The organism is Kitasatospora putterlickiae, assembly GCF_039527695.1.
Classification (GTDB): Bacteria; Actinomycetota; Actinomycetes; order Streptomycetales; family Streptomycetaceae; genus Kitasatospora; species Kitasatospora putterlickiae.
The window spans coordinates 7,217-18,888 of the sequence record NZ_BAAAKJ010000105.1 but is presented as its reverse complement, the minus strand read 5'-3'; the positions used below and the strand labels follow the sequence as shown (position 1 = coordinate 18,888).

The 11,672-nt window shown below is 70.8% G+C and carries 11 protein-coding genes and 1 tRNA gene; 4 read left to right on the top strand and 8 right to left on the bottom strand.

The annotated features are described in order from the left end of the window. Positions 1 to 85: 85 nt before the first annotated feature. Positions 86 to 451, bottom strand: coding sequence for a winged helix-turn-helix transcriptional regulator (locus ABD308_RS11040; RefSeq protein WP_344331730.1), 366 nt, complete (start codon positions 449 to 451; stop codon positions 86 to 88). Between the two features lie 63 nt (positions 452 to 514). On the opposite strand from ABD308_RS11040, the gene ABD308_RS11035 reads away from it, so the two are divergent. Further along, positions 515 to 1,357: an SDR family oxidoreductase gene (locus ABD308_RS11035; protein WP_344331727.1), complete on the top strand. Its 843-nt coding sequence runs from the start codon at positions 515 to 517 to the stop codon at positions 1,355 to 1,357. A 258-nt stretch (positions 1,358 to 1,615) separates the two neighbouring features. Here the strand turns inward: ABD308_RS11035 and ABD308_RS11030 are convergent, their stop codons facing one another. From ABD308_RS11030 to ABD308_RS11020, 3 genes are all read right to left on the bottom strand, one after another. Continuing rightward, positions 1,616 to 2,233, bottom strand: a complete 618-nt coding sequence (locus tag ABD308_RS11030) for a VOC family protein (protein ID WP_344331725.1) — start codon at positions 2,231 to 2,233, stop codon at positions 1,616 to 1,618. A gap of 100 nt (positions 2,234 to 2,333) precedes the next feature. Beyond that, the gene (locus ABD308_RS11025; RefSeq protein WP_344331722.1) at positions 2,334 to 2,804 is read right to left on the bottom strand and encodes an iron chaperone; all 471 of its coding nucleotides are present in this window, start codon (positions 2,802 to 2,804) and stop codon (positions 2,334 to 2,336) included. Between the two features lie 59 nt (positions 2,805 to 2,863). Then, positions 2,864 to 3,220 carry a VOC family protein gene (locus tag ABD308_RS11020; protein WP_344331719.1) on the bottom strand — a complete coding sequence of 119 codons (357 nt, stop codon included), beginning with the start codon at positions 3,218 to 3,220 and terminating at the stop codon, positions 2,864 to 2,866. 123 nt (positions 3,221 to 3,343) lie between these two features. On the opposite strand from ABD308_RS11020, the gene ABD308_RS11015 reads away from it, so the two are divergent. Continuing rightward, positions 3,344 to 6,172: an ATP-binding protein gene (locus tag ABD308_RS11015; RefSeq protein ID WP_344331717.1), complete on the top strand. Its 2,829-nt coding sequence runs from the start codon at positions 3,344 to 3,346 to the stop codon at positions 6,170 to 6,172. Between the two features lie 453 nt (positions 6,173 to 6,625). Then, complete coding sequence (locus ABD308_RS11010) at positions 6,626 to 8,383, top strand: Shedu anti-phage system protein SduA domain-containing protein (protein ID WP_344331716.1); 1,758 nt, start codon at positions 6,626 to 6,628, stop codon at positions 8,381 to 8,383. A gap of 179 nt (positions 8,384 to 8,562) precedes the next feature. On the opposite strand, the gene ABD308_RS11005 is transcribed toward ABD308_RS11010, so the two are convergent. From ABD308_RS11005 to ABD308_RS10990, 4 genes are all read right to left on the bottom strand, one after another. Then, positions 8,563 to 8,683 (bottom strand) — tRNA-OTHER (locus ABD308_RS11005). A gap of 415 nt (positions 8,684 to 9,098) precedes the next feature. After that, entirely contained in the window at positions 9,099 to 9,515 is a 417-nt protein-coding gene (locus tag ABD308_RS11000; protein ID WP_344331714.1) for an arsenate reductase ArsC, read from the bottom strand. After that, positions 9,508 to 10,617, bottom strand: coding sequence for an ACR3 family arsenite efflux transporter (arsB, locus tag ABD308_RS10995; protein WP_344331713.1), 1,110 nt, complete (start codon positions 10,615 to 10,617; stop codon positions 9,508 to 9,510). Before arsB ends, ABD308_RS11000 begins: the two co-directional genes overlap by 8 nt. Next, the gene (locus tag ABD308_RS10990) at positions 10,614 to 11,006 is read right to left on the bottom strand and encodes an ArsR/SmtB family transcription factor (protein WP_344331712.1); all 393 of its coding nucleotides are present in this window, start codon (positions 11,004 to 11,006) and stop codon (positions 10,614 to 10,616) included. The genes arsB and ABD308_RS10990 overlap by 4 nt, the downstream gene beginning before the upstream one ends. A 77-nt stretch (positions 11,007 to 11,083) precedes the next feature. On the opposite strand from ABD308_RS10990, the gene ABD308_RS10985 reads away from it, so the two are divergent. Next, positions 11,084 to 11,575 carry an ArsI/CadI family heavy metal resistance metalloenzyme gene (locus tag ABD308_RS10985; protein ID WP_344331710.1) on the top strand — a complete coding sequence of 164 codons (492 nt, stop codon included), beginning with the start codon at positions 11,084 to 11,086 and terminating at the stop codon, positions 11,573 to 11,575. Positions 11,576 to 11,672 lie beyond the last annotated feature (97 nt).

Sequence of the window (11,672 nt, the reverse complement as noted above, 5' to 3'; positions counted from 1 at the left end):
CCAGGGCGCCCCGGAGGCCCGGCCCCACCCCGAGGGCCGGGCCTCCGACCTTGACGTGCTCACCGTTCTCCGTGGAGCGCGTCACTCACGGCTGCTGGCGGGGGAGGGGGGTGTCCTGGCCGTGCGCGGGGGGCGCGGGGTCGGGGATCGACGTGGCCCACTCGGCCATGGTCTGGAGCACGGGTCCCAGGCCCTCGCCCAGCGGCGTGAGGCGGTACTCCACGCGTGGGGGGATCTCGGGGTAGGCGGTCCGGGTGACGAGGCCGTAGGTCTCGAACTGGCGCAGCCGGCTGGTGAGGGTGTGCGGGCTGATCCGCGGCAGCGCGGTGCGCAGTTCGGTGAAACGGTGCGGGCCGTTCAGCAGCTCGCGCACGATGAGCGTGGCCCAGGGTCCTTCGAGCAGGACGAGGAACCGGGCTACGCCGCACTCGGGGAGGGGAGTGGTGGACACATCGGTACTGTAGGCCAATAGTGCAGTTGAAGTAACTGGTGCACTGTATGCACTAATGGGTTCATGAGCTACGTGATCCATGGCGCCACCGGCGCCCAAGGAGCCCCCGTCGCCGCCGCCCTCGCCGCCGTCGGCGCACCCGTCACCGCCCTCACCCGCAACGCCGGGGCCGTCGTCGCCGGCGCTCGGGTCCGGGCGGTCGACCTCCGCGCCACCGACACGCTGGCCGACGCCTACCGCGGCGCGGACGGCGTCTTCGTCCACCTCCCCCTCGGCGGGCCGGAGGACCGGCTGCGCCACGCCCACAACGTCGTCGCCGCCCTGAACGCCGCCCGCCCGGGCCGCGTGGTGTTCTCCACGAGCGGCGGCACGCCCGTGGAATTCGCCGACCCGGCGGTCACGGCCGTCATCGACGGGCTGCGGCGGAGCGGCCTGTCCCACGCGGTGATCGCGCCGCGCCTGTTCCTGGAGAACCTCCTCCTGCCGCCGGTCGTCACCGGAGCCCGCGAGCAGGGTGTGCTGCGCTACCCGCTGCCCGACGGCTACCCGGTGTCGTGGGTCTCGCACCTGGACGTCGCCGACGCCGTGGTCGCGCTGCTGGGCCGCCCGGACGTCACCGGTCTGATCGAGGTCGGCCTGCGCCCCGCGGTCACCGGCCCCGAACTCGCCGAGGCGTTCGCCGCCCGCCTGGGGCACGCCGTCACCTACGAGGCGCTGACCCCGGCGGCCTTCGGCGACCTGCTCGCCCCCTTGCTCGGTACCGACGCGGCCGCCGGCGTGGCGGGACTGTACGACTTCCTCGGCACCTTCCCGGACAACGCGATCGCCCCCGAGCGCTCCGCCCAGGCGGTGCTCGGCCTGCACCCCCGCACCCCCCTCCAGTGGCTGACGGACGCGGTCGGCTAGCGCCGAGGACCGCGTCGTCGCAGATCAGGCGGGCGAGCCCCCGGTGGCTGCCGGTCGACCGCCGAGTGGGGTGATCTCCACGGTGATCCGCGGCGGCCGGGGGACGGTGCCGCGTCCGTTCCGTCGGAGCGGTCGGTGACCAGGAAACGACGAAGGCCCGGACCGTGCGCCGAGGTTCGGGCCTTCTGCCCGCGGAAGGTGCGGAGGTTGCCCGCGAGGCGGGGTTCGACGACTGCCCGCGCCTCGTCCGGGCTCGGGTCAGGCCCGGATGCGCGCGGCCTCCCAGGCCAGGCCGTCGGGGTCGGTGAAGTCGTGGTCGGCGGCGATGGCGATGCGGCGGGAGCCGGTGCCTTCGGGGTCGATCCCGGCGTCCTTGGCGGCGGCTCGACGGGGGTACAGGGCCAGCTTGAGGCGCGACGGGGCCGTGTCGAACTCGACGTACTTGTTGCCGAAGCTCTTGGCGACGGTCAGGCCGTGGTCGGTGTAGAACCGCTTGGTCGTCTTGACGTCGTCCACGCCGAGGAGCAGGACGAAGTCGTCGATCCTGCGGGTGGCCGGAGCGGTGTCCTTCCTGGCCGAGGTCGCGATCTTCCAGATGGCGCCGTCCGGGGTCCGGATCACGCCGCCGTAGCCCCAGAGGCTCTTCCTGGCCGGCTTGACGACGACGGCGCCGCCGTCGAGGGCCGAGGCGGTGAACAGGTCGACCGTGCCCGGCTGGGACACCACGAGCGACAGCACGTGGCCGCGGAAGCCGGTCGTCGGCTCGTCGGAGGCACGGAAGCGCAGCCGGTCGCCCAGGCCGAACGCGGCGGAGTAGAAGGCCTCGGCCGTCCCGGGCTCGGGCGATTCGAGGATGACGGATTCGATGACGGGCACGGCGGAGCTCCTTCGGGGGCCGGAACGGCTGGAACGGCTGGAACGGCCGGAACGGTCGGGGCGGCTGGAACGGTCGGAAGGTGCGGCGGCGCGGGGCGTCTCAGCTCGCGGCGCGGGTCACGAGGTCGGCGATCCGCTGCTCGTCCGCGGCGGTCAGGGTCGTCAGGGCGAAGGCGGTGGGCCACATGGTGCCGTCGTCGAGGTTCGCCGGGTCGTTGAAACCGAGGGTCGCGTAGCGGGCCTTGAACTTCGCCGCGCTCTGGAAGAAGCAGACGACCTTGCCGTCCTTCGCGTAGGCGGGCATGCCGTACCAGAGCTTCGGCGTGAGCGACGGTGCCGCCGTCCTGACGAGGGTGTGGACCTGATGCGCCAGGACGCGGTCCGGCTCGGCCATCTCCTCGATCTTCGCGAGGACGTCGGCCTCGCCGTCGGCGGCGGATGCCTTCGCGCCTCGTCGCTTGGCCGCCTTCAGCTCCAGCGCGTGGTCCTTCATCGCGGCGCGCTCGTCGGCGGTGAAGCCGTCGTACCCGGCGGCCGCTTCGGTCTTCGGGGTCTTCTTCGCGGTGGTCATGTCGCTCTCCTGGCTCTGGTTCTGTCCGGCTCGGGAATCGGTGGCGGCGCGCCCGCGGGTCACTGGTCCTGGATCAGACCCAGGACGTTGCCGTCGACGTCGGTGAAGGTGGCGACCAGCCGGCCGCGGCCCACGTCGCGGACGGGCTCGGCGACGACGGCCCCGGCGGCGGTCACCGCGGCCAGGCTCGCCTCGATGTCCGGCACGTGCCAGTAGGCCACCGGCGAGGTCATGCCCTGGGGGCCGCCGCCGGGCACGAGGCCGATGTGCTGGCCGGCGACGTCGAATCCGACGTAGTACGGCGAGTCGGTCTGCGGGTCCGTGCCCAGCAGCGCCGCGTAGACGGCCTTCGCCTTCGCCAGGTCGGTGACGGGGTGCAGCACGGTCTTGAATCCGTACGTCGCGGGATCGGACATGAGCGCTCCTGGGGTCGGGCCGGCCGAACCGGCTGTGCTCACAGCGTCGCGCTCGACGGGGTGCGGTCACATCCGTGCTCACCACGGAGTCGTCCACGGAACGGGGTACGCAACAATGGCCCCGTGGACACCACAGGGGAGGTCTCGGCCCGGGAGGCCGAGGTGCTGGCGCTGCTCGGGGAGCGTCTGAGCAACGCCGAGATCTCGGCACGGCTGTTCATCTCGGTGCGCACGGTCGAGAGCCACGTCTCGTCGCTGCTGCGCAAGTTCGACGCGCCGGACCGGCGTGCGCTGGCACAGCGGGCGGTCGGGGCGGTTGGGGCGGCGGGGGCGGCCGTACCGGGCGTGCCGGCGCGTTCCGGCGCGGCGTCCCGGCCGGCACCGGACCTGCCGCGGCCGCTGACCGCGTTCGTCGGCCGTGTCGCGGAGTGCGCCGAACTGGCCGGGCTGATCCGGACGCACCGCCAGGTGGTCGCGATCGGGCCCGGCGGTGTCGGCAAGACGAGGCTGGCGCTGGCGGTCGCCGCGCAGGCGGCCGAGGACTTCCCGGACGGCGTCTGGTTCGTCGATCTGGTCCCGGTGTCCGAGCCCGGCATGGTCGGGGCCGCCGTCGCCGCCGCGCTCGGGGTGGGCGAGCAGCCGGGTCTCCGCCTGGAGGATTCGGTGACCACGGCGCTGGCCGGTCGCCGCGCCCTGTTGGTGCTGGACAACTGCGAACAGGTCCGGGACGGGGTGGCGCCGTTCCTGGAGCGGCTTCTCGGGGCGTGCCCGCGGCTGTCGGTGCTGGCGACCAGCCGGGCCCGGCTGATGGTGCCCTTCGAGCAGGTGTACACCGTCCCGCCGTTCTCCTTGGCCGGCGGTGGCGACTCGGACGCGGTCGCGCTGTTCGCCAGCCGGACCGCGGCGGTCGGCTGGGCGCCGGACCCGTCGCAGCGCGAGCGTGTCGTCGAGGTCTGCGAACGGCTCGACGGCATGGCGTTGGCCATCGAGTTGGCGGCGGCACGGCTGCCCACGCTCGGGCTGGACGGAATCACCGCCGCGCTGTCCGATCCGCTGCGGATGCTGACCGGCGGCTCGCGCGCCGACGACCGTCACCGCTCGGTGCGGGCCGCGCTGGACTGGAGCCACGCCCTGCTGGAGCCGGACGATCAGCTGCTCCTGCGACGGATTTCGGTGTTCGTGGCGCCGTTCACCGCCAGGGCGGCTGCCGAGGTGTCGGGGTCCGACGTGGGCGTCGTCGCCGACGGACTGGCGCGGCTGGCCGAGCAGAGCCTGCTGACGGTGACGGCATCGAGTTCCGCGACCGCGTACCGCACGCCCGAGACGATCCGCCTGTACGGGACCGAACGGCTCGCCGCCGTGGGCGAGTTGGCCGGTGCCAGGCTTCGGCATCTGCGGTGGTCCCTGACCGCCGCCGCCGCACTCGCGGTTACGGGAAGCGACCGGCGGGCCCGGTTCGACACCGTGGCCGACGACCTGCGCGCGGCCCTGACCTGGGCGGCCGAGCAGCCGGACCAGCGGGCGGACGCCTGCCGGCTCGCGCGGCACCTGGCACAGGCGGCCTTCACCCGTCAGCTGATCGGCGAGTCCCAGCGGCGCTACGAACAGGCGGCCGGACTCACCGACAGCCCGTCCACCGCCGCGGAGATGCTGCGCCACGCCGCCGCCGTCGCGGGATGCCGGATGCACGGTGACGACATGCACCGACTGCGCCGCGAGGCCGCCGAAGCCGCCCGCCGGTCCGGGGACCTCGGCTCCGCCGCGCACGACCTGGCGACCGCCGCCGCCGACGCGTACCGGTTCTCCAGCAAGTTCGCCCAGCCCCTGCCGCCGAAGGAGGCGAGCGCGCTCATCACCGAGGCGCGTGAGCTGGCCGGCGAAGACCCGGCGGCCCGGGCCGCGGTGGCTCTGGCCGAGGCCGGACGGATGCTCACCGAGGCCTTCGCCGCCGAGCAGCCGGTCGAGGACGCCGCAGCGGGGACGATCGCGGCGGCGGAGCGCGCGGTCGCCCTCGCGCGCCGCACCAGTGACCCGCTCGCCGAGTCGGCAGCACTCGACACGCTGGTCGGCGCGCAGAGCTGGGCCGGCGACGCCTTCGCCGCCGCGGCCACGGCGCGCCGCCGGGCCGCGCTGCTGGAGTCGCTGCCCGACACGCCCGCAGCCACGCACGAGCTGATCGAAGCGCTCGGCGAGGCCACCGAGGCCAGCCTCGGCACGGGAGACCTGCCGGGCGCCCGCCGGTGGGCACGGCGGCTCGCGGACCACCCCCTGCTGACCGAGGTCGGCCATCGTGCCACCAGCGCGCTGCTGGTGACCGGCGCGCTCGCCGGCGACGTCGAGGACGTCCTGACGGTCAGCGGCCGGTTCCTCGAAGGCTGGCAGCGGGCCGGCAGACCGACCGGGTCGGTCCTCGGTCCGGCGGCGGCCGGCGTGGCGATGATCCACGGTCTGCGCGGAGACGATGAGGCCCGGCACGCGTGGGACACGGTGTCGCGACAGCTGGGCGGATCACCGTGGGAGACCTACGGGTACGGTGCGATCTTCGAAGCACTGGTCCTGCTCCACCGGGGGCGGCCCCAGGAGGCACTGGAGCGGATGACGCCGGGGCCGGACGCGGTCTGGAGATGGGTCACGTGGACATGGCTCCACTGGTACACGGCCCTGCGCTCCGAAGCCGCCGTCCTCGCCCGCAGCCCCGACGCCCGCGATCACGTGACCGAGGCCCGGGCCGCCGTGGCGGGCAACCCGATCGCGAGCGCCCTGGTCGAGCGCGCCGACGCACTGCTCACCGGCGACCGGGAACGGCTGCTCGCCACAGCGGCCGCCTTCGACGCCGCCGACTGCCGATATCAGTCGGCCCGGACCATGGCACTCGCCGGCGGGGAGCACACCGTCCGGGGCGAGGCGGCGCTCGCGGATCTCGGCCTCGCCCCGATGGGCACGGGCCGGTGAAACCGTGATGCCGAGGGGTCTATCGGCCCGTGCGCGTCGTCGGCAACCGCAACCAGAACTGCAATCGCGAGACGGAGAAGGCCCTGACCGGAAACCCGGTCGGGGCCTTCAACTGCCCAGCCCGGCAGAGGCGGAGGAGACGAGATTCGAACTCGTGAGGGCCTGCCCTCAACACGCCTTCCGATTCTCCCGAACGGTGCCTACCAGGGTTCACACCCGTCATGACCTGCAGTGGAGCGAACCGCCGGATGGCGGCCGAACCCGGCTGGACGGGGATGAATGAGACCAGAACTGAGACCGGTGTGCTGTTGGTCCGTTGGCCCTCCGGGCGTCTGAACGGCCAAAAGGTGCTTCGGGGATCGGTTTCGCGGGTGATCTGAGGGCCTGTCAGTCGCGCGCGCGATGATGGCGACGGGGGTGACGTGCCCTCCGATCGCGCGGAGAGGAGAATCGGTGAAGAGCTGGTTGCTGCTGGCGCAGGAGAGGGGATCGGCGTCCAGCGCGAGTCCCAAGATCGAGGAGTGGGAGAACGGGCACTTCGCGGTCGCGGACTCGTCTGCCCATGCGGGTGACTCCGTGCTGCTGTGGCGCCGCGGGCGTGGCGGCGGGGCCGTCGCGCTCGGGCGGATTGTCGAGACGGCTGTCATCGGGCCGTCGGCGTCTCTGCGGTCGATGATTCGGGGCCAGCCGGACGGTGAGGAGACCACGCAGACCGATGGGGTCCGTGCGGCTCGGTGCAGGGTGCGCGTGGACTTCGACAGGCCATTTCCGGCCTCACCGCTCTCGGCTGGTTCGTGGGGTGTTCCCACGTTGGGGCAGATCGTTCGGGCAGCGGGCCGCGACCTGACGCCAATCTCTTTGACAGATGCGCAATGGGAGGCGCTCAATCGATGGATTGAGCGTCCGCAGCCGCCAGCGGACTGGCTTTCGGCGTGGAATATTCCCCCAGGGTCTGTGGTCAGTCGTACCCAACTGCACGATGTCTATGGTGGGAACTCGCGGGTTGTGGCCGGTCCAAGTGCGAAAACGCGAAACGTATTCCTCTTCCTGAATCGAGATCCCGCCGTTGCCGAGTTAACTCCACGTCTGAGCGGGGATGTGCTGCTCGCGCCTGGACAAGTGCAGCTTGGTGATCAACTTTCCATGGAGAATCTTGGAGTGCTGAGCCATCTCCGACGCGGACTGCCGTTGCGTGTCTTCGAGGTGCGGCGTGGTGAGTGTTTCTACCTTGGGGAGTTCGCCGTTGTCGAGGACCTCCCGGTTGCCCGGTGGATTGAGGCCGGTGAGCCAAAAGTCAGCAACTTTGGAGATATGGAATTCGTCCAGGTGCGGCAGGCGCCGATTTTGCGGCTTCGCCAGCTGAACGGTATTCGACCGTTCGCTGACGGGTCCGACTTTTTCGATAGGGCTCCCCGGATCAGTCTGAGTCTCCGGCTGGCTAGCACGGACGACGAGTGCGATGCGACCCCTGGGCGTAGCGGTTCTGAACCGCCAGTCGAGGCGGCCCCGGCGGAGGCAATCTGCGAGGCGAGCGGCAGTGCGGGAGCGGACACCGTCCGAAGGCTGCTGAGCCTGCTGGAGCACGATCCTGAAGCCGCCCAGGCGATCGGCGAGATCGACGAAGCCCAGGCATTCGCGACTCTTGTGCAGCATGCGAGGAGGCGCACCGATCTCGCTGAGTTGCGTGTCGTGGCAGAGAACCCGGATAGCACGGAGAGTGATCTCCAGAAGTGCCTGGAACGCATGACCTGGGTTTTTGGTGCGGAGTTCCTCTCCGGCTCCGCTCGGCGGGACCTGACAGCGCAGGATCAGCTCGACCTGTCCCTGATCAGGCCGGATGGGTCTCTGCATGGTGTAGAGATCAAGAAGGCCAAGATCAGCAGTCTCATCAAGAAGCATCGCAACCACCTCACGGTCGGCGCCGACATCAATGATGCGACGGGTCAGGCGCTGAACTACCTGCGAAGCCTCGACGAGCATCGGCATCAGATCTTGGCCGAATTCAACATCGACTGCCGCCGCGCCACGATGACCGTCGTAGTCGGGCATGCGTCGTTCGTTACAGGAAAGATCACTGCGGAGCAGGTCGCCGAGACGATCAGGACTTATAACAGCAACATGACCCGGATCACGGTGGTCACCTATGACCAGCTCATCGAAGCTGCGCAGCGCAGTCTCGATCTCGCGGGGCCGTCTGCTGTTGATCGGTAGAACGTGCTGTGGGATCGGGCGAGGCCAACGTCGGTCGGGCGTTCTCCGGGGCGAGCCGTCAACTTGAGGCAACACCGGGTGGCACTTCAACGGCCGCATGCGCTTGAACGCATAGGCGTAGAGGACGATGAAGGGCCCGACCGCAGTGCGGTCGGGCCCTTCGTTTGCCCTGGCGGGCGAGGGCCGAGGATACGAGATTCGAACTCGTGGGGGGTGCCCCCGACGCGCTTCCAAATGTTCGTTCGGCTGTCCGGGAACGGCGTAGGCCTTTTGGCCTACGGCGGAGTGGCCTTCCGGCCCGGCGCTGAAAGGTGTTGGACAGGGGCGAATTTAACCGAAAATGCAACCATGAAGGTGTCGGGTCGTGGTCAAGGCGACGGCCTTGCTTGTCCGTCGGCCAGCCAAATCTCTGTTATCGCCAGGAGTAGAAATCCCGCCGCGATTTCCTGTGACTCCCCGACGGTCATCATCCAATCGGGCACATGACGCCTTACCGTTTCCGGGGAAAGGGGCTGCTTAGGGGAGATCGCTATGAGCATGGTTGGTACGGCTGGATGGCTAGTCCAAGTTGCAGGCCTGGTGGGGTCTGGGACGGTGCTGTACGGGACTTGGCGGCCTCGTACTCCAGCCAGCGCTTCCAGATGGCCTTGCCCGCGTTGAGGATGTCCTCGGCGCGGCGGCCGAAGTCCTCGGGCGGCGGTACGTAGGGCCCGGTCTATTCGGCGGCCTCGACGCCGAGGTCGGCGAGCAGGCTGCGGATTCGGGCCTCGATCTGGTCGCGGATCGGCCGGACCGCGTCGATGCCCTGGCCGGCCGGGTCGTCCAGCTTCCAGTCAAGGTAGGTCTTGCCTGGGAAGAACGGGCAGGCGTCGCCGCAGCCCATGGTGATCACCACGTCGGAGGCCTGGACGGCCTCGACGGTCAGGACCTTGGGGATCTCGGCGGAGATGTCGATCCCGACCTCGGCCAGGGCTTCGACCACGGCCGGGTTCACGGTCTCGGCCGGGGCGGAGCCGGCCGAGCGGACCTCCACCCGGTCGCCTCCGAGGCGGGTGAGGAACGCGGCGGCCATCTGGGAACGGCCGGCGTTGTGCACGCAGACGAACAGCACCGAGGGCTTGGACTCAGGCACGGGCGGACCCTTCAGGAGCGGCGGCCGGGCGGCCGACGGCGGGCTGGGGGAAGTAGCGGCGGGCGGCGAGGGCCACGTGGACGAGGCCGATCAGAACCGGTACCTCGATCAGCGGGCCGACGACCCCGGCGAGGGCTTGGCCGCTGGCGGCACCGAAAGTGGCGATGGCGACGGCGATGGCCAGTTCGAAGTTGTTGCCCGCGGCGGTGAACGCGAGGGTGGTGGCGCGCGGGTAGTCCAGGCCCACCGCACGGCCCATCGCCAGTGATCCGGCCCACATCACGGCGAAGTAGACCAGCAGGGGCAGGGCGATCCGGGCGACGTCCAGGGGCTGCGAGGTGATGGCGCGACCCTGGAGGGCGAACAGGATGACGATGGTGAACAGCAGCCCGTACAGGGCGAACGGGCCGATGCGTGGCAGCAGCACGCCCTCGTACCAGGTCCGGCCGCGGGCCTTCTCGCCCAGACGGCGGGTGAGGTAGCCGGCGGCGAGCGGGATGCCGAGGAAGATCAGCACGCTGCGGGCGATCTCCCACACCGACACGTTGAGGGCGGTCTGCTCCAGGCCGAGCCAGCCGGGCAGGACGGACAGGTAGAACCAGCCGAGCGCGCCGAAGGCGATGACCTGGAAGACGGAGTTGAGGGCGACGAGGACGGCGGCGGCCTCCCGGTCGCCGCAGGCGAGGTCGTTCCAGATGATCACCATGGCGATGCAGCGGGCGAGGCCGACGATGATCAGCCCGGTGCGGTACTCGGGCAGGTCGGGAAGCAGCAGCCAGGCGAGCGCGAACATCAGCGCCGGGCCGACCAGCCAGTTCAGCACCAGGGAGGGCACCAGCAGGCGGCGGTCGCGGGTGACGGTGTCGAGGCGGTCGTAGCGGACCTTGGCGAGCACCGGGTACATCATCACCAGCAGGCCGAGCGCGATCGGCAGCGAGACACCGGCGACGGTCACCTTCGCCAGCGCGTCACCCAGGCCCGGGACCAGGCGGCCCAGCCCGATGCCGAGCGCCATCGCGGCCAGGATCCACACCGCGAGATAGCGGTCGGTGAACGAGAGCCGGCCGGCCACCGGGGCGTCCGCCCGGGCGGTGGTGTTCACGAGGCGGCCCCGGCGGGTGCGGGCGAGTCCGCGGGGCGGGTGAGGATGTCGGCGAGGCGGTCGGTGGTCTCGGGGACCAGCCGGTAGTACACCCAGGTGCCCCGGCGCTCGGAGTCGATCAGCCCGGCCTGTCGCAGCAGCTTCAGGTGGTGGGAGATCGTCGGCTGGGACAGGTCGAACGCCGGGGTCAGGTCACAGACGCACACCTCGCCCCCCTGGCCGGAGGCGATCATCGACAGCAGCCGCAGCCGCACGGGATCACCCAGCGCCTTGAACAGCGGAGCGAGTTCGGCGGCCTGGGCCTCGTCCAGCGGGGCGCTGAGCAGACCGGGGCAGCAACCGTCGCTGTCGTCGTCCTGGCCGAGCACCCGAAGTTCCTGATTCGACATGCTTCTATGTTGACGAACTTCAATCCAGTGCGCAAGGTTGTATTGACAGACATCGATCCAGCCTGTTGGAGGCCGCCATGTCCCGTGTCCAGCTCGCCCTGCGTGTCGCCGACCTCGAAGGCTCCATCGCCTTCTACTCCAAGCTCTTCGGCACCGAGCCCGCCAAGCGCCGCCCCGGCTACGCGAACTTCGCCATTGCCGAGCCCCCGCTCAAGCTCGTCCTCATCGAGGGCGAGCCCGGCGTCGAGACCCGCTTGGACCACCTCGGCGTCGAGGTGGAGAGCGCCGAGCAGGTCACGGCTGCCACCACCCGCCTCAAGGACGCCGGCCTGGCCACCTTCGAGGAGAACGACACCTCCTGCTGCTACGCGCTCCAGGACAAGGTCTGGGTCACCGCCCCCGGCAAGGAGCCCTGGGAGGTCTACGTCGTCAAGGCCGACGCCGACACCCTCGGCAAGAGCGCGGACGGCGTGCCGAATGCCTGCTGCACTTCTGACGCGCAGCTTCTCGAACCCGCCCAGAGCCCGGTGAAGGCCGGGGTCGCCACGGATTGCGTCTGCGGGAGCTGATCCGCGCAGCGGCTCGGGCCAAGCGGAGGGCCCGCGTTCGAACGAGACCATCGAGGCCGGGGCCGTGGGCGAGCGCCCGCCACCCCGGCCCAAAATC